Source organism: Halomonas korlensis (assembly GCF_900116705.1).
GTDB classification, from domain to species: Bacteria; Pseudomonadota; Gammaproteobacteria; order Pseudomonadales; family Halomonadaceae; genus Halomonas; species Halomonas korlensis.
The window spans coordinates 116,723-134,242 of the sequence record NZ_FPBP01000008.1 but is presented as its reverse complement, the minus strand read 5'-3'; the positions used below and the strand labels follow the sequence as shown (position 1 = coordinate 134,242).

Here is a 17,520-nt window from a genome sequence, read left to right as displayed (position 1 = left end):
ATACTCGTGACGATTCTCGCCTGGGTGTCTTGCTGGTGCTGCATCTGCTGATCGCCGGTCGTGAGCCTGACCATCTTCGCTGCCAACCCTCGAGTGCTGATCGTCTGGCTATCCTACGCTTAGATAAACTCGATACCATCTGACCTTCTGCCGGCGGTCATTTACAATCGAATACCGCTGGACGATGTCCAATGGCATCAAGACAGGCGAGAAAGCCCTAGATGTGCTTCCGCCAGTACCTGACAAGATCACGAGAGAGGAGCACGCCACTATGTCCGTTCGCGAAATCCCTATGGTTATCGACGGCCAGTCCGTCCCGTCGCAGAGCCAGGACTGGCGCGACGTGATCAACCCGGCCACCCAGGAAGTCGTCGCCCGGGTGCCGTTCTGCACCGCCGAGGAGGTCGACCGCGCCGTGGCCAGTGCCAAGGAGGCATTCAAGACCTGGCGCAAGGTGCCGCTCGGCAAGCGCATGCGCATCATGCTCAAGCTGCAGGCGCTGATCCGCGACAACACCGCCGAGCTTGCCGCGCTGATCACCGAGGAACACGGCAAGACTCTGCCCGACGCCGAAGGCGAAGTAGGTCGTGGCCTGGAGGTGGTAGAGCATGCCTGCTCGATCACCTCGCTGCAGCTGGGCGAGCTGGCCGAGAATGCCGGCACCGAGATCGATGTCTATACCCTCAACCAGCCGCTGGGCGTGGGGGCGGGGATTACCGCCTTCAACTTCCCGATCATGCTGCCCTGCTTCATGTTCCCGCTGGCCATCGCCACCGGCAATACCTTCCTGCTCAAGCCTTCCGAGCAGGACCCGAGCTCGACCATGCGCCTGGTCGAACTGGCCCATGAGGCCGGCATTCCGCCGGGCGTGCTCAACGTGGTGCACGGCGGGCCGGAGGTGGCCAACCAGATCGCCGATCACCCGGACATCAAGGCGCTGTCATTCATCGGCTCGACCCATGTCGGCACGCTGCTCTACAACCGCGCCGCCGCCGCGGGCAAGCGCATGCAGTCGATGATGGGCGCCAAGAATCATTGCGTGGTGATGCCGGATGCCAACCGCAGCCAGGCGATCAACAATCTGCTGGGGTCGGCTTTCGGCGCCGCCGGCCAGCGTTGCATGGCCAACTCGGTGGTGGTGCTGGTCGGCGAGGCCCGCCAGTGGCTTGACGAGCTCGTCGAGGGCGCGCGCCAGATGACGGTCGGCCCCGGCACCCAGCGCGATGCCGACCTCGGCCCACTGGTCTCGCCGCAGGCCAGGGAGCGCGTCGAGCACCTGATCGATGTCGGCGAGAAGGAGGGGGCCCGCCTGATGCTCGATGGCCGCGGCTGTCAGGTCGACGGCTACCCGGACGGCAACTTCGTCGGACCCACCGTGTTCGCCGACGTGACGGCCGAGATGACGATCTACCGCGAGGAGATCTTCGGTCCGGTGCTCTGCGTGGCCGGCGTCGATACCCTCAGTGATGCGATCGCCTTCGTGAACGCCAACCCCAACGGCAATGGCACCTCGATCTTCACCAATTCCGGCTGGGTGGCGAAGCGCTTCGAGCGCGATATCGATGTCGGCCAGGTGGGCATCAACGTGCCGATCCCGGTGCCGGTGGCCTACTTCAGCTTCACCGGTTCGCGCGGCTCCAAGCTTGGCGACCTGGGGCCCAATGGCAAGCAGGCCATTGCCTTCTGGACCCAGACCAAGACCGTCACCGCCCGCTGGTTCGAGCCCGAGAACGTCTCCAGCGGCATCAACAGCACCATCTCGATGCACTGACGTCGAGGCACTGGCGTTGAGCCAATCGCAGGAAACGCGGCCCCGCCTCGGAAGAGGCGGGGCCGTTGCGCGTGAGCATCGCGTTACTGGTCGATGGCTGGCATCAGGGCTTTCAGGGCTCTGATCACTCGGTGTCGATCGTCCTGCTCAAGTCGACCAGCCTGGCGGATGATCAGACGTGCATCTAGGGTAAAGAGCTTCATGCGCACGATGGAAGAAGCGGGTAGGCCTGCGGCATCGAGATCCTGGATCTCGGTATCCAGTGGCCAGGTGGAGTTCCTGGCGCTGGTGATCATCGCCAGCACGACGTGATCGGTTGGCCGATTGAAGTTGTCGAGCGAGGAGAGGACCAGCGCCGGTCGGCGTTTGGTAGTCGATCGGTCGGTGAAGGGAAAAGGGACGACGACGACATCGAAAGCCTCAAAGCTCACGGAAGGCTTCCTCGTCGACGTCTGACTCCCACTCGCTCAGGGTTCCCTCGACGGCGTTTGTAAAGGCCAGGTCGATGGGGCGGGCCTTGCGCAGGCGAATCTCACCATCCTCGATTTCGAAGCTGATCGCATCGCCGGCGTGCAGACCCAGTGCCTTGCGCACGATGCCGGGAATGGTGGCCTGGTATTTGCTGGTAAGCCGACTGGTTGCCGTGGGCATGGTGATAGCCCTCCTTATCAAGGAGTAATACGGTAATACTAGCTGGCGCTGCGGCGCAGCACAATGAGACGCTCTTCCTCGGTGCGAATCCTCCAACTGCACCAGCTTGCTGCGTGTTTCGCTTCAGGGAGCTACGACGCCCCTTGTCTCTGCCGAGGCGGGGGGCGTTCTATGTCAATGAACGATGGCCTCTTTCGCCGCCGAGTCAGGCCGGCACTATTTGCTAGTGCAGGTGAAAGAGGTTCTGCGGGTCGAACCGTGCCTTGATCCTGGCGAGCCGTTCGTAGCCCTCCCACCCGGAAAACAGTGGCGAGGGCTGCGCCACAGGTGCTATGGACAGTGGCATGACGTTAACGTTAACTGGAAGTCGAGTCGCTATTTGTCCATGACGCCCAGGAGCCACCATGACTACCCCGATCAGCCGTTTTCCCCTTCCCGAATCGATCCAGGACCTGCCCGAGGATCTTCGCGACGCCATGCTGGCGGTGCAGGAGAAGGCCGGCTTCGTGCCCAACGTCTTCCTGATGCTGGCCCACCGACCGGATGAGTTTCGCGCTTTCTTCGCCTACCACGACGCCTTGATGGAGCGCGAGTCCGACACCCTGACCAAGGCGGAGAAGGAGATGATCGTGGTAGCCACCAGCGCCCGGAATCACTGCCTGTATTGTGTGGTTGCCCACGGCGCGCTGGTGCGCATCTACAGCAAGGACCCTTTGTTGGCGGATCAGGTGGCGGTCAACCACCGCGTGGCGGGTCTCAGTGAGCGCCACCGAGTGATGCTCGACTTCGCCTTCTACAGCGGCCTGGAAGTTGGAGAGCTCACCAATGAGTGGCAGACCCGCCTGCTCGAGGTCGGCTTCACCCAGGAGGATATCTGGGACATCGGCGCCATCGCCGCCTTCTTCGGCATGTCCAACCGCCTGGTTACTCTGGCCGGCACACCGCCGAATGAAGAGTTCTATCTGATGGGGCGAGTGCCGCGAGACAGTTAGCGACCCTGTCTTGCCGCCGGTTAAGACCATCACCTCCTGCTGGCTCGAGCCCCACAACGTCTCCAGTGGCATTACAGCCTTATCGCGATGGACTGACGACAGAACAAGTCGTAAAAAAGCGGTCCCGCCTCGCAAGAGGCGAGGCCGCTTGCGTATGTCGTTGTACCTGCTTAGTGGGCGTTATTGAGGTGCGTTGTAGGCTGACTGACCCGACATTAGAAAAAGCTGCTAAAGTCCGGTAATCGTAGGGTTGCGGCCGTGGAGGGTGCTTGACCTGTTACTTGTCATTCTTCCGTCAGCGGCTGGATAGCCTGCTGCGCGACGGCTGTCTCGCGATGCTTTGTCTTGTCGCCTTGCCGGCGTCGGCCGCCATCGATGTCATAGAGGTGCCCGGCGAGTTCAATCTCGGGCCGTGAGTTGCGTTGCTGGAGGACCCCGCTCGGGAGCTCGACATCGACACGCTGCTGGCGAGAGGCGACGCCTTGCCCTGGCAGCCATCCGAGCAGCAGGCCATCAACTTCAGCTTTTCCTCATCCGCCTGGTGGCTGCAGTTCGAGCTGACAAATACTACGTCGGAACCGGTGAGGCGGCTGCTGGAGCTGGCCATGCCGCTGCATGACTATCTGGATGCCTGGTTGGTCGACGCCAATGGTGAGTTCGTCCGCGAGTGGCAGACCGGCGATCGGCGCGCCTTCGATTCCCGTCCGATCGTCCACCGCACCTTTGTGATGTCGATACCGTTGCCGCCGGGCGAGACTCGCCGCGTCGTTTTACGGCTGGACACGCACGACGGACTTTTCGACGCTACGCCGCTCTACCTGATGGACGATGCCAGCTTTCTCGCCAAGTCCCAGCGCGAGCTGATGGCCTTCAGCCTCTACTTCGGGGCGCTGCTGGCGCTGTTGGTCTTCAACCTGCTGCTCTATGTTGTCACCCGGGAGCGTCCGCTGCTGCTATACGTGCTCTACCTCAGCGTCTTCTTCGTGCTGATGTTTTCCTCTCGCGGCTTCGCTTTCCAGTATTGGTGGCCGCGCTGGCCGACCTTCAACAATCAACTGATACCACTCAACATTGGGTTGTTCGCCGTCACCCTCGCCATCTTCAGTAACAGTTATCTGGACCTGGGGCGTCATGCTCCCCGGTTGGCTCGGGTGCTGGTGGGTCTGGCGGGATTATGCCTCGTGAGCGCCTTGCCGGCCTTGCAGGGGCACTACGCCCCGGTATTCCGGTTGATGATTCCCGCCGCCATCATGCTGAGCGGCATGCTGCTGGGTGTGGCGGTATGGCGAAGCTGGCACCGCGACATCCTGGCCAGGGTATATCTGGTGGCCTGGAGCGTGCTGCTGGTCGGCATTACGCTGTATTTCTTGCGGGTGGCAGGCGTACTGCCTTACAACCTTGTCACCGAGTACGCCGTCCAGGCGGGGTCGGGCATCGAGTTTCTGTTGTTGGCCCTGGGCCTGGCCTGGAAGATCAATCAGCTCAAGAACGACAAGCTGGCGGCCGAACGGGTCACCCACGAGATGCAGCGCTCCCACAATCAGCAACTCGAGGCCCAGGTACACGCGCGCACCCGAGAATTGGAGCAAGCCAATCGGCAGTTGGAGATCGTGTCGCACACCGACCCGCTCACCGGGTTGCTCAATCGCCGACAGTTCGAGGCACTTGTCGATGAGGAACTCAACCGGCGGCGTCGCCACGGTCGGGCACTACTGTTCGCGGTCATGGATATCGATACTTTCAAGGCCTACAACGACACCTATGGCCATCGGGCCGGCGATGTCGTGCTCGAGAAGGTCGCTGCGCTACTCAACATCCACTTCCGCCGCGCCGGCGACCGGCTCTTTCGCCTCGGCGGTGAGGAATTCGCGTTGATGCTGGAAAGCGATGCTCGCGTGGAAGGCCAGGCCGCTCTGGAGCGCTTCCGTCGTGCCCTGGAAGGGCTGGGCATCGAACATCGCGGCTCGCAGCATGGCGTCGTGACGGCCTCCTTCGGCCTTGTCGCCTGCGAGAACTTTACCCAAGTCACCGATGCCCAGACGCTCTACCAGCAAGCCGACCAGGCCATGTACGAAGCCAAGGAGCGCCACCGCAATCGGGTGGTGACGCGCTCAATTATTTCCGAGTCGTGAGGTGACTCACGATACATGGCATTAAATGCTTGGTGTTGTTAAGGGTTGGCCGAGTAGACCAAACGAGTGGTACGTTGCTCTAAGAAAGTATTATCTTCCAGATGACCAGGAAAGCATTGAATGGATCAGCTACCTGCAGGTGTTTATGAGCGGTTGCTTGATGAAGAGCTCAATCGACAATTGCAGGCCTACCCCGAGCTTAAGCCTGTGCTGCGTGCGATCGACGATGAGGCAGTGCCGCATGCCTACTCACAGTTCATTGGTCAGCTTCTGCATCGTGCGCTGAGAATCGTAGACCCTCAGCAGCGGCTTCCCCTTTTGAATCGCATCATTGATCTGCTCTCGGCCACCGACGGGCTCGATTATCTAATCCGCAATAGACTGCTCAGCACAGACAAGCCAGTTCTGACTGAACTCAGCGGTACCGGCGAGCCATTACCGCGACCCGATACTCCGCTCACTACTAGCGCGTTATTGACGGGGTTAGGGCATGACCCGCCGCTAGAACATGAGTTGCGTGCGGAGATGGCAACGGCGGATAGCGTCGATATTCTGATTTCATTCATCAAATGGTCAGGCCTGCGCCTGTTAATGCCGGCCTTTGAGCGGCTGGCCGAGCGGAACATACCCGTACGCCTTATCTCTACCAGCTACATGGGCGCCAGCGACCCGACGGCGCTGGAATGGCTGTCCCAGCAGCCCAACGTCACCGTGCGTGTCTCCTATGACACCGGTGGCACCCGCCTACATGCCAAGGCCTATCATTTTAAGCGTAACAGTGGTTATTCCACCGCCTATATTGGCTCAGCGAACATGTCCCACTCGGCGATGACCCAGGGGCTAGAGTGGACAGTCAAGGTCACTGCACAGGATATGGGACATATTCTAGACTGCTTTACGGCTGAGTTTTCTGCTTACTGGGAGAACGACGAGTTCGAACCCTATGCCCAGGAGGATTTCACGCGGTTTCGAAAGGCGATCGCCGCGCACAAGGAGCGCGACCAGCGAGGGGCAACGTTCTTTGCCGAGATTACGCCGCGGCCTTTTCAGTTGCGAATTTTGGAAGCTTTGGAAGCAGCACGTCAGCGCGGCTCATTTCGAAACCTGGTCGTGGCGGCCACCGGCACCGGCAAAACCGTGATATCGGCGCTGGACTATCGAGATGTCTGCGAGCGTGAAGGGCGTCGGGTGTCGCTTTTATTTGTGGCCCACCGCAAGGAGATTCTGGAACAGGCTCAGGCCTGTTTCCGCACCGTGTTGCGCGACCAGAATTTCGGTGAACTCTGGGTGGGTGATCAAACACCCACCGAGCACTGCCACCTGTTCGCCTCGGTGCAGACGCTGAATCGGCAGTGTCCCTGGGAATGGCTAGGAGCAGAGCACTTTCACTATGTGGTAATTGATGAGGCTCACCATGAGGCCGCCAGTAGCTATCGGGTGCTGCTCGAGGACTTAAAACCGATGGTGTTGCTGGGGCTGACGGCGACGCCTGAACGGATGGACGGCAGCAGCATTCTTCCGGACTTCGATGGTGACTTTGCCGCCGAGATTCGCTTGCCTGAGGCGCTGGAAGAGAAGCTGCTATGTCCCTTCCACTACTTCGGGGTGAGCGATAGCATCGATCTCAGCGACGACAGCCTGTGGCGTAATGGGCGCTATGACGCTCGTCAGTTGGAGAACCTGCTGACCGGAGACGACTTTCGTGCCCGCCAGCGGGTCGACACCGTCTTGCAAGCGCTTCAGCGTTATCAGCCGGACTTGACCGGCGTACGTGCGATCGGCTTCTGTGTTGGTGTTCGGCACGCCGAGTATATGGCGCGGTGTTTCAATAGTATTGGCGGAGTTTACTCTGCGGCGGTGTTGCTGGGTAGCACGCCAATTGATGTCCGAAATGAGCGGTTGCGCGACTTTCGCGAAGGCCGGTTGCCCTTTCTGTTTGCCGTCGATGTGCTTAGTGAGGGAGTGGATGTTCCTGATATTAATTTGGTGATGTTTTTAAGGCCCACCGAGAGCCTCACGGTATTCTTGCAGCAACTTGGGCGTGGTCTTCGCCACGCGCCGGGTAAAGACTGTCTAACCGTGCTCGATTTTGTGGGGCAGACCCATCGCCGTTACCGCCTTGATACCAAGTTCACCGCACTGTTGTCGAGACAGCGCCAGCGGCTGGATCGGGAAGTCGAAGCCGACTTCCCGAGTCTGCCACCGGGTTGCAACATTCAGCTTGAGCGTGTGGCACGAGAGCGTGTGCTGGCTAAAATTCGGTCGGTGCTTGCCGATCTCAATCACTTTATTCCCGAAGCGATCCGGACATGGCAGCAAGAAGTTGGTCAGCCTCTGACCTTCGGGCGCTTTATCGAAGTCACTGGGCTGCCTCCCTTGCAACTCCTGGCCAGGCGTAGTTGGTCAGAATGGAAGGCAATGGCCTACCGAGAAGCTTCCCCCAACGACCCGGACCTCACGCAAGCCAGAAAGGCGCTACCGCGTATCGCTTTGCGGAGCGATCCTGAGCTGCTCTCGGCCGTCGAAACTCTCGGCCGCCTGGATAGCAGCGTTCAGGAAACCATGGAGCGCTACGACGTCGCGCAGCAGACGGCGCTGCACTATCTCTTGTGGGGCCGGAAGGGCGGTCTGGTTGGCGTCGATAGCCTCCAGCAATCTCTGCAGAAGTGGCGTGCCAACCCCAGTGTGGCGGCCGATGCTGCAGAGATTGCCGTCTGGCGGCGAGCCCATCAGCGGGTGCCGCTACATTCTCTCGACGATCTACCGTTCGACTGCGGGCTTCAGCTACATGCTGACTACGGCACCGCCGAGATCAAGGCGGCTTTAGGCCTGGCCAGCCTGGAGAAGCCAGGGTCGACCGGGCTGGGTGTGATTCACGCTAGCGAACTTCGCACCTACATTCACTTGGTAACCTTCCAGAAGGACGAGCGTGATTTTTCTCCCACCACGCGCTATCGCGACTACCCCATTAGCCGAACGCTGCTGCACTGGGAGAGCCAGTCGAATACCACTCAGTTCAGCGGTACCGGCCAAAACTATCTCCATTTCGAAGAGCGCGGCTATACCATCTTGTTCTTCGCTCGGCTCACCAAGCGTATCGATGGAGAGACGGCGCCTTTTATTTTCTTGGGACCGGCCAAGGCGCTGAAGAGCTATCAGGGAGACCGCCCCATCGCCATGACCTGGGAGCTCGAGTATCCAATACCTGCAGAGCTTTTCGAGGAGGCGAGGCCGGCATAGTTCAGGTGCGGTCCAAATGATCACAACGGCATGAACCATGCTCACCAGCCCTCTTTTTAACGAGAATTCCTTTCTGACGGACTGGTTGCCCAAGGCATATTCCTTGGCTTAGGTATAGGGCGGCGAGAGTTTTCCGGCGCCGGTGGTCGTTCATGGGCGGGCGTTGGTATATCATCCTCATGGATTGAACGTTATGTCGGCCCCGCTGGCCGCAACGTGAGCTTCAATCCCACAATCCATTCATTGTCGCCAGGGGAGTCCCGCCTCGTCGCATGACGAGGGGGGCTGAGAGGGTGCCGCAAGGCGCCGACCCTGGAACCTGATCCGGTTCATACCGGCGGAGGAAGTGCGACATGCCTTACCTGACGTCTGCCGTGCTCGGCGCGGCGCTGCTGTGCTTTGCTTTCCTGGGCCTCAAGGCCCGCCGGGCCGATGGCCCCCTCGACGATTACATCACCGCCCGCAACTCCCAGAGCGCCTCGACCCTGGGGCTATCGTTCCTGGCCTCCGGCATGGGGGCCTGGATCCTCTTCGCGCCGCCCGAGATCGGTGCCTTCGTCGGCCCGCTGGCGCTGGCCGGCTACGCCATCGGCTCGGCGTTGCCACTGCTGGTGCTGGCCCGCTACGGTCCCGCCATCCGCCGTCATCTGCCCGAAGGACGCAGCATCGGTGAGTTTTCCGAGGCGTGCTACGGCGCCGGGGTGCGCCGCTGGGTGTCGCTGGTCTCGGTCCTCTACATGGCGTGCTTTTTAACCGCGGAGCTCACCGCCATCGGCTCGATTACCGCGCTGCTCTCTGATGTACCGCCGTCGCTGGTGGTCATTGGGGTCGCCTTGACCACGCTGGTCTATACGGCAATCGGCGGTCTGCGCGCGAGTCTGGCGACCGACCGTTGGCAGGCCTGGCTGTTGCTGGCCCTGCTGGCGCTGGTCGGCGGCGTGGCGCTGACCCGGCTGCCGGCGATGCCGGCGGACGTCACCATGCCGTCGATCCCCGTGGGCAGCGCGCTAAGTGTGGCGTTGACGCTGGTGATCGCCGTCACCGCGGCCAACCTCTTTCACCAGGGCTACTGGCAGCGCGTCTGGGCGGCGCGCGACGACCGTGCGCTGGCGCACGGGGCCTGGCTGGGCAGCGGCATTACCGTGGTGGTGGTGGCAGTGGTCGGGGGCCTCGGCATGCTCGCCGCGATGAGCGGCCTGGCCTTGGGCGAGCCACCGATTCCCTTCTTCGCCCTGCTGGCCGCGGCGCCCGAGTGGCTGGCCTTGCCGGCGCTGGTGCTGGCGGTCTCGCTGGTGGTCTCGAGCGTCGACAGCTTGCAGAGCGGCATCGCCTCGCTGGTGGTGGCGAGCTCCGGCAAGCGGGGTCTGTCGATCACCGCAGCCCGCCTGGCCACGGTGGTGCTGATGATCCCGGTGGTGATCGTGGCGCTGCAGGGCCACTCGGTGCTGCGACTCTTCCTGATCGCCGATCTGCTCTGTGCCGCCATCATCGTGCCGGTATTGCTGGGGCTCTGGCCGCGCATGAGCCCGCTGGCCGCGGTGGCGGGCGGCGTGGCGGGTATGCTGGGCGCCATCCTGCCCGGTTGGATCGCCCAGGGCAGTCTTGGCGCCGGCGTGCTGGCGGCGAGCTTTCCGGCCGGCGTGCCGACGCTCGCGCCGTTTCTGGGCGCCTTGCTGGCCTCGACCCTGGTCAGCCTGCTGATCGCCTGGTGGCGACCCGCCCCTCAATCCGTCGTTCTTCATTCCAGCACCCCTAATTCCACCACAGAGCGGAGCTGACGCCATGTCGATGCCCCGAACCGACTACGCGGCCTGGGCCGCCGAACGCAGCGCGCCACGCCTCACCGACTGGCTGCGCGAGACCAGCGAGCCCGACTGGTCGGCGGTGGTGAACCATCCGCTGTTCGATGCGCTGGCGGAGGGCAGCCTCCCCGGTGAGGCCTTCGCCGACTACATGGTGCAGGACTACGGCTTCGTCGACCCCTTCACCGCCTTGCTCGGCCATGCCATCGGTCATGCGCCGGGAATGGCGGACCGCGTGGTGTTGGGTCAGTTTGTGGGGATGCTGACCAGCGACGAGAACAGCGTCTTCCAGCGCACCTTCGAGACCTTCGGCGTGCCGGAGACCGACCGCAACGCTCCGGAATATCTGCCGGCCACCGCGTCCTTCCAGCAACTGCTGCGCGAGACGGGGGCCAGCGAGAGCTACGCGCAGATGCTCGCGGTGCTGGTGGTCACCGAGTGGCTCTACCTTGGCTGGGCCACGCGCATCACCCGGGGCGAGATATTGCATCCGTTGTACGACGAGTGGGTCGGCCTGCACGACAGTCAGGCCTTTCAGACCTTCGTTGCCTGGCTGCGTCGCCGTCTCGAGGAGATCGCCGAGACGCTCGATGAAACCGAGTTCGCCCGCATGGTCGAGCGTTTTCACGAGACGGTAGCGCGGGAGCGGGCGTTTCACGACGCCGTCTATTCGGGCTGAACTTTTCAGGCTGAACATTGGCGAGGGCCAGGCTGCTCATCGGCGCCTCGCCTCGCCTTTTTGAACCACTGACACGCCACCGAGTCACCCAAAGCGTTCCGTCAGGCACCGACAGCGGGTACTCTATGGCGAGACTATTCCAGCAAGACCCTTACAGCAAAACCATTTCAGCAAAACGATAACGTTCGATGACCGTGTCTTTGTAAAAAACACATTGTCATTACAAGAAACCGTGTCATTGCAAGTTGCAGGACAAGAAGAGGAGAGCGCCCCATGTCCGATACCCCCCAGGATTCCCGTCGTCGTCATTCGTCCCAGGTAGTGGATGGCCCCGGCAAGGCCGCCAGCCGCTCCATGCTGCGGGCGGTGGGCTTTACCGACGAGGATTTCACCAAGCCGCAGGTCGGCATTGCCTCGACCTGGAGCAACCTCACGCCCTGCAACAGCCACATCGATGAGCTGGCGCGGCGTGCGAGCGACGGCGCCGATGCCGCCGGCGGCAAGGGGGTCATCTTCAACACCATCACCATTTCCGACGGCATCGCCAACGGCACCGAGGGCATGAAGTACTCGCTGGTGTCGCGGGAAGTGATCGCCGACTCCATCGAGACGGTGACCGCGTGCGAAGGCTTCGACGGGGTGGTCGCGATCGGCGGCTGCGACAAGAACATGCCGGGCTGCATGATGGGGCTGGCGCGCCTGAACCGTCCCAGCGTCTTCGTTTACGGCGGCACCATCCTGCCGGGCAAGGGCCACACCGACATCGTCTCGGTGTTCGAGGCCATGGGCGCCCACAGCCGCGGCGATCTCGACCTCATTCAGGTCAAGCAGATCGAGGAGACGGCGATTCCCGGCCCCGGCTCCTGCGGCGGCATGTACACCGCCAACACCATGGCCTCGGCCATTGAGGCGCTGGGCATGAGCCTGCCCGGCAGTTCGGCGCAGAACGCCGTCTCCCAGGCCAAGAGCGATGACTGTCATGCGGCGGGCGAGGCCGTACTCGAGTTGCTGGCGCGCGACATCAAGCCCTCGGACATCATGACCCGCGAGGCCTTCGAGAATGCCATCACCGTAGTGATTGCGCTCGGCGGCTCGACCAATGCGGTGCTGCATCTGATCGCCATGGCCAGCACCATCGACGTGGAGCTCTCGCTCGATGACTTTACTCGCCTTGGCAAGCGGGTGCCGGTGCTCGCCGACCTGCGGCCCAGCGGCCACTACATGATGAGTGAGCTGGTCGAGATCGGCGGCATCCAGCCGATGATGAAGATGCTGCTTGATGCCGGCATGCTGCATGGAGACTGCCTGACGGTGACCGGCAAGACCCTGGCCGACAACCTCGCCGAGGTGGCCCCGTATCCCGACGGGCAGAAGATCATCTCGCCGCTGGACGCGCCGGTGAAGGCCGAAAGCCACCTGCGCATGCTCTACGGCAACCTGGCGCCCGAGGGCGCGGTGGCCAAGATCACCGGCAAGGAAGGTACCCACTTCACCGGCAGCGCCCGGGTGTTCGGCTCCGAGGAGGAGGCTCAGGCGCGCATCAACGACGGCACCGTGGTGGCCGGCGACGTGGTGGTGATCCGCTACGAAGGCCCCAAGGGCGGCCCGGGCATGCGCGAGATGCTCACGCCGACCTCGGCGATCATGGGGCGCGGACTCGGCAGCGAGGTGGCGCTGATCACCGACGGGCGCTTCTCGGGGGGCAGCCACGGCTTCGTGGTCGGCCATGTGACCCCCGAAGCCTTCGACGGCGGGCCCCTGGCGCTGGTCGAGGACGGAGACATCATTACCATCGATGCCGAGGCGGATATCATCGAGGTCAACATCGACAACGACACCCTGATGCGTCGCCGGGCGGCCTGGCAGCAGCCGGCGCCGCGCTATGCCCGCGGCGTGCTGGCCAAGTACGCCAGAACCGTCAGTTCCGCCTCCCTGGGGGCGGTGACCGACCTGCCGGAGTAACGCCGGCCCCGTGCGGCAATGGCTGACATTCAGCCGCAAGACAACGTCCCGTCGGTTCCCGGCGGGACGTTTTTCATGGCGAGCTTTTCAGTCACACCGAGGAGAGGCCGGCGAGGGGAGGTGAAAACACATTATTCGATGCCGAACTTTGTCTAGGCGAAATCGGTATAGCGGGGTGTTGACTCGTTGTTCCTACACTGATATGGCCAATCACCATCTGCGTGCTTGGAACTAACGGCAGGGCCGGTAAAGATCGCCGGCCCGTTCGACCTTATTGCCCGCCTCGCTGGCCGGCGGCTTCCCTGCTTCGGCCTGGCGAACGGGGGCACGAGCCACGGAGGCAACCATGAAAACACTTCCCCCAACCGCCATCGACGCGTTCAGAGCGCACTTCGCAGGTGAGGTGCTGACGCCCGACGATGACAACTACGACGACATCCGCCAGATCTGGAACGCCATGATCGACCGCCGGCCCGCGCTCATCGCCCGCTGTAGCTCGGCCGACGATGTGATGCGCGCCGTTGATTTCACGCGCGAGCACGACCTGATCGCGTCTGTTCGCGGCGGCGGCCATAACATCGCCGGCAATGCGGTCTGCAATGATGGGCTGTTGATCGACCTTTCGTTGATGAAGCAGGTGCGTATTGACCCCGAGACCCGGCGTGCCAGCGTCGAGCCGGGCTGTACCCTGGCCGACTTCGATGTGGCCGCGCAGGAGCACGGCCTGGCCACGCCCCTGGGGATCAACTCGACCACTGGTGTGGCCGGCCTGACGCTCGGCGGCGGCTTCGGCTGGTTGAGCCGCAAGTACGGCATGACCATCGACAACCTGCTGGGCGCGGATGTCGTCACGGCGGACAGCCGGCAGATACACGCCAGCGAGTCGGAAAACCCCGATCTCTTCTGGGGACTGCGCGGCGGCGGCGGAAACTTCGGTATCGTCACCCGCTTCGAGTTCCAGCTGCACCCCGTCGGGCCGGAGGTGCTCAGCGGGCTTATCGTCTTCCCGTTCGAGCAGGCCGGCGCGGTGATCCAGAAATTTGCCGATTTCACCCAGACCATGCCCGAGGAGCTCAACGTCTGGATGGTGACGCGCCAGGCGCCGCCGTTGTCCTTCTTGCCCGACCAGGTGCACGGCACGCCGATCGTCGCTCTCGCCCTGTGTTATGCCGGCGACCCCGACACCGGCGCGCAGCTGATCGAGCCGCTGCGTCGTTTCGGCACGGTGCTCGGCGAGCATGTCGGCGTGCAGCCTTACGTTGCCTGGCAACAGGCCTTCGACCCGCTGCTGGCGCCGGGTGCACGCAACTACTGGAAGTCGCATAACTTCACGCAGCTCGAAGCCGGCGCCATCGATGCCATCATCGAATACGTCGACACGCTGCCCTCGCCGCACTGCGAGATCTTCGTCGGCACCATCGGGGGCCAGACGACCCGGCCGTCACCCGAGGCGATGGCCTATTCGAGCCGTGATGCCAACTACGTGATGAACGTGCATGCCCGTTGGGAAACCCCGGAGGGAGATGAAAAGTGCATCGGCTGGGCGCGGGACTTCTTCGCCAGGACACAGCCGTTTGCCAGTGGCGGGGCCTATATCAATTTTCTCACCGAGGAAGAGGCCGACCGCATCGAGTTCGCCTATGGGGCTACCTATCAGCGGCTGGTAGAGCTCAAGGGCCGCTACGACCCGACCAACCTGTTCAGGATGAACCAGAACATCCAGCCGGCCCACGAACCGTCCCTGGCATCCGGTCTGTAACGAAGTCAGCAAGAGAAGGGTCCAATGCCGCCCGTCAATACGGGTGGCATTGGCTTGCTCGAGAGTCACCTGGAATGCTCGGCTCACCTGACCAGAATTCCAGATAGAAGCCGAGTTGGGTTTCGCTAGAACGTGCCGGGATAGCTGCCGCCATCGAGCAGCAGGTTCTGTCCCGTCATATAGCCGGCCTGCTCGCTGCAAAGAAAGGCGCAAAAGGCACCGAACTCATCTGCTGTGCCGAATCTGCGCGAGGGTATCCCCTGGACACGTTGTTCGCGTAATAGGTTCAGGTCCTGGTTGGTTTTCTGCGCTGTGGTGGAGAGATTATTTCGCAGTCGCTCAGTGTCGAAGGCGCCTGGCAACAAGTTGTTGATTGTGACGTTGTTCGCCGCCAGGCTCGGCTGGCGGGCCAGGCCGGCGATGAAACCGGTCAGGCCACTTCGAGCGCCGTTGGAGAGTCCCAGGATATCGATGGGCGCCTTCACTGCCCCCGAGGTGATGTTCACGACGCGCCCGAAGCCGTTGTCGGCCATGCTATCCACGGTGGCCTTGATCAGCTCGATCGGGGTGACCATGTTGGCGTCCACCGCCTTGAGCCAGTCGTCACGACTCCAGTCGCGAAAATCCCCCGGGGGTGGCCCGCCGTTGTTGTTGACCAGAATATCCACGCGCGGGCAGGCCAACAGCATGGCCGAGCGTACGGCCTCGGTGCCGATGTCGCCCGCGACGACATGCACCTCGATGTTCGGGTTACAGGCGCGAAACTCCTGCGCTGCGTCTTCCAGGTCGGCCTTCCCACGGGCATTGATGACCAGATTGGCGCCTTCCACTGCCAATGCCTTGGCGCAACCCTTACCTAATCCCTTGCTGGCGGCGCATACCACGGCCCAGCGTCCTGCGATTCCTAGATCCATACGATTTCTCCTCTTGGTATAAAGACATTGTCACTGTGGAAAGGCATCGCCACGCTCGCCTTGTCTTTAGGTCAATGATTGTTGCAATGAACCGACGATGCGCCAGCTTGTGTATCGGCACACTCGGCCATCATGGTTCGCTCTGAGCGGTATGTCGCAGGCGCAGGCGGTTGCGCAGACGGCGAGCGAGGATGTCCACACCAATATTGAGAAGGGCGGTGATCACGATCAAGACCATGGCCCGGTCGAAGCGGATCTCCTGGATCGCGCTGTCGACGTAGAACCCCAGGGTGGCGATGCCGAGAATGCCGAGGATGGCGGTCTCGCGCATGATGATTTCCCAGCGGTAGAACAGGAAGGCCAGGAAGGGACCGTAGAGACGCGGGGTGAGCTCGAAGGCGTAGCGCTCGATGCCGCGTGGCGCATCGGGGCGAAGCGACACCTCGTTGCTGCGCCGCCCGATCAGATGGCCGATGATGCCGCCGTTGTGGATCGCCAGCGCCACCACCGCCGGCAGCATCGATGGCCCCCAGAGCTGCAGCAGAATGAAGGCCAGCAGGTACTCCGGGGTCGAGCGCATCACCACCAGTACGCCGTGGCCCAGCGCACCGCGCACCCGGCCGGTGAAGTGGCGCCCCGTGAAATGATGAGAAACCAGCGGATACAGCGCGAGCGTCAGAAGGCCAGTCGCCACCAGCGCGATCTGGGTCAGTACCAGGGTGTTCCAGATGCCCGGCAGCGCCTCGTTGGCGAGCAGGTCGCCCAGCCAGGGCACGAGCCCCGCGAGCCCTTCGCCCTGGCGCAGCGGTTCGGGAACGATGTCTTCGGTGAAGAACCGCGAGACGTTCTGCCAGCGAATTGGCAGGCCGTCGCCGAGCAGGAAGGGTGCGGCCAGCAGGTAGAACGGCAGCAGGCGCGGGCGTGCCCAGAGTCTGAGCGTGGCGATCAGCGCATAGAACAGCAACAACAGCGCACCCACCGTGGCGTACTGGCCCTGGGCAAACGAGGATTCCAGGTAGAACCCCAGGGTGGGCATGCCCACGAAGCCCAACACGGCGCTGGAGCGCAGGCCACACTCGAGCCGGTAGGCGGTGTAGGTAACCAGGTGCGGCCAGGCCTGGCTGAAGCGGGTATAGGCGAGTGCCGAGACCAGGCCGGTGCCGTGGGGAATCACCTTCGATGGGCTTGGGTCGCTCTCGTCGAGGATCTCGGCATACACCTTGGCGAAGATGCCGGCATAGGGAATGGCAATGGCGAGCACCCCGGTCAGCGGGTGCAGGCCGAAGAACTGCAGGAAGATCAGCGCCCAGAACAGCTCGTGTATGGCGCGCACGAAGGCACAGCTGGTGCGCACCACCAGATGGCGAAACACCAGCGCCAGCAACAGGCCCGCTGCCGCTCCCAGCCCCACGCCGACGAAGGCGAAGGCCAAGGTGCGTACGATCGCCTCACCGAGATAGTCCACCGCCTCGAAATCCGGCTGCACCAGCCCCAGGAACAGGCGACCCAGTTCCGCCCAGGGCGCGTGGGCGCTGATCTCGAAGTCGGCGACGAATACACAGGCGATGGCCAGCACCACGAAGCCGAGGCTGGTACGAACGGTCGCCGAGCGCCACAT

14 protein-coding genes and 1 riboswitch are annotated in these 17,520 nt (G+C 62.6%); of the genes, 9 read left to right on the top strand and 5 right to left on the bottom strand.

Annotation, left to right across the window (positions count from 1 at the left end):
• Window positions 1-271: 271 nt before the first annotated feature.
• Window positions 272-1,771: a CoA-acylating methylmalonate-semialdehyde dehydrogenase gene (locus BM341_RS11940; RefSeq protein ID WP_089796219.1), complete on the top strand. Its 1,500-nt coding sequence runs from the start codon at window positions 272-274 to the stop codon at window positions 1,769-1,771.
• 83 nt (window positions 1,772-1,854) lie between these two features.
• Here the strand turns inward: BM341_RS11940 and BM341_RS11935 are convergent, their stop codons facing one another.
• The 3 genes from BM341_RS11935 to BM341_RS19260 form a co-directional block, all read right to left on the bottom strand.
• A complete protein-coding gene (locus BM341_RS11935; protein ID WP_089796217.1) occupies window positions 1,855-2,202 on the bottom strand; it encodes a type II toxin-antitoxin system PemK/MazF family toxin in 348 nt (115 codons plus the stop codon).
• Window positions 2,192-2,422, bottom strand: a complete 231-nt coding sequence (locus BM341_RS11930; protein WP_089796215.1) for an AbrB/MazE/SpoVT family DNA-binding domain-containing protein — start codon at window positions 2,420-2,422, stop codon at window positions 2,192-2,194. The genes BM341_RS11935 and BM341_RS11930 overlap by 11 nt, the downstream gene beginning before the upstream one ends.
• A 223-nt stretch (window positions 2,423-2,645) precedes the next feature.
• Window positions 2,646-2,768, bottom strand: a complete 123-nt coding sequence (locus tag BM341_RS19260) for a BBE domain-containing protein (RefSeq protein ID WP_175507857.1) — start codon at window positions 2,766-2,768, stop codon at window positions 2,646-2,648.
• 58 nt (window positions 2,769-2,826) lie between these two features.
• On the opposite strand from BM341_RS19260, the gene BM341_RS11920 reads away from it, so the two are divergent.
• The 8 genes from BM341_RS11920 (at window position 2,827) to BM341_RS11890 (ending at window position 14,988) form a co-directional block, all read left to right on the top strand.
• Window positions 2,827-3,414, top strand: a complete 588-nt coding sequence (locus BM341_RS11920; RefSeq protein ID WP_089796213.1) for a peroxidase-related enzyme — start codon at window positions 2,827-2,829, stop codon at window positions 3,412-3,414.
• Between the two features lie 269 nt (window positions 3,415-3,683).
• Entirely contained in the window at window positions 3,684-3,830 is a 147-nt protein-coding gene (locus BM341_RS19255) for a hypothetical protein (RefSeq protein ID WP_175507856.1), read from the top strand.
• A gap of 6 nt (window positions 3,831-3,836) precedes the next feature.
• A complete protein-coding gene (locus tag BM341_RS11915) occupies window positions 3,837-5,546 on the top strand; it encodes a sensor domain-containing diguanylate cyclase (protein ID WP_089796211.1) in 1,710 nt (569 codons plus the stop codon).
• A 120-nt stretch (window positions 5,547-5,666) separates the two neighbouring features.
• A complete protein-coding gene (locus BM341_RS11910; protein ID WP_089796209.1) occupies window positions 5,667-8,786 on the top strand; it encodes a DEAD/DEAH box helicase in 3,120 nt (1,039 codons plus the stop codon).
• A gap of 241 nt (window positions 8,787-9,027) precedes the next feature.
• Window positions 9,028-9,150: riboswitch (TPP riboswitch) on the top strand.
• A complete protein-coding gene (locus BM341_RS11905) occupies window positions 9,140-10,564 on the top strand; it encodes an SLC5/6 family protein (RefSeq protein WP_089796206.1) in 1,425 nt (474 codons plus the stop codon). Its footprint overlaps the riboswitch before it by 11 nt.
• Window positions 10,565-10,568: 4 nt before the next feature.
• A complete protein-coding gene (locus tag BM341_RS11900; protein ID WP_089796204.1) occupies window positions 10,569-11,267 on the top strand; it encodes a TenA family protein in 699 nt (232 codons plus the stop codon).
• Window positions 11,268-11,540: 273 nt separating this feature from the next.
• Window positions 11,541-13,229, top strand: coding sequence for a dihydroxy-acid dehydratase (ilvD, locus tag BM341_RS11895; protein ID WP_089796202.1), 1,689 nt, complete (start codon window positions 11,541-11,543; stop codon window positions 13,227-13,229).
• A 346-nt stretch (window positions 13,230-13,575) separates the two neighbouring features.
• Window positions 13,576-14,988, top strand: a complete 1,413-nt coding sequence (locus tag BM341_RS11890) for an FAD-binding oxidoreductase (RefSeq protein WP_089796200.1) — start codon at window positions 13,576-13,578, stop codon at window positions 14,986-14,988.
• Window positions 14,989-15,113: 125 nt separating this feature from the next.
• Here BM341_RS11890 and BM341_RS11885 read toward each other — a convergent pair whose 3' ends face one another.
• A complete protein-coding gene (locus BM341_RS11885) occupies window positions 15,114-15,902 on the bottom strand; it encodes an SDR family oxidoreductase (protein WP_089796198.1) in 789 nt (262 codons plus the stop codon).
• Window positions 15,903-16,032: 130 nt separating this feature from the next.
• On the bottom strand, window positions 16,033-17,520 hold the full coding sequence (locus tag BM341_RS11880; RefSeq protein ID WP_089796196.1) for a PhnE/PtxC family ABC transporter permease: 1,488 nt from the start codon (window positions 17,518-17,520) through the stop codon (window positions 16,033-16,035).

Bases quoted from the DNA above. Each gene is read 5' to 3' on its own strand.
- BM341_RS11940 (WP_089796219.1), top strand. From the start codon at position 272: ATGTCCGTTCGCGAAATCCCTATGGTTATCGACGGCCAGTCCGTCCCG.
- BM341_RS11930 (WP_089796215.1), bottom strand. From the start codon at position 2,422: ATGCCCACGGCAACCAGTCGGCTTACCAGCAAATACCAGGCCACCATT.
- BM341_RS19260 (WP_175507857.1), bottom strand. From the start codon at position 2,768: ATGCCACTGTCCATAGCACCTGTGGCGCAGCCCTCGCCACTGTTTTCC.
- BM341_RS11920 (WP_089796213.1), top strand. From the start codon at position 2,827: ATGACTACCCCGATCAGCCGTTTTCCCCTTCCCGAATCGATCCAGGAC.
- BM341_RS11910 (WP_089796209.1), top strand. From the start codon at position 5,667: ATGGATCAGCTACCTGCAGGTGTTTATGAGCGGTTGCTTGATGAAGAG.
- BM341_RS11905 (WP_089796206.1), top strand. From the start codon at position 9,140: ATGCCTTACCTGACGTCTGCCGTGCTCGGCGCGGCGCTGCTGTGCTTT.
- BM341_RS11900 (WP_089796204.1), top strand. From the start codon at position 10,569: ATGTCGATGCCCCGAACCGACTACGCGGCCTGGGCCGCCGAACGCAGC.
- ilvD (WP_089796202.1), top strand. From the start codon at position 11,541: ATGTCCGATACCCCCCAGGATTCCCGTCGTCGTCATTCGTCCCAGGTA.
- BM341_RS11890 (WP_089796200.1), top strand. From the start codon at position 13,576: ATGAAAACACTTCCCCCAACCGCCATCGACGCGTTCAGAGCGCACTTC.
- BM341_RS11885 (WP_089796198.1), bottom strand. From the start codon at position 15,902: ATGGATCTAGGAATCGCAGGACGCTGGGCCGTGGTATGCGCCGCCAGC.
- BM341_RS11880 (WP_089796196.1), bottom strand. From the start codon at position 17,520: ATGTGGCGCTCGGCGACCGTTCGTACCAGCCTCGGCTTCGTGGTGCTG.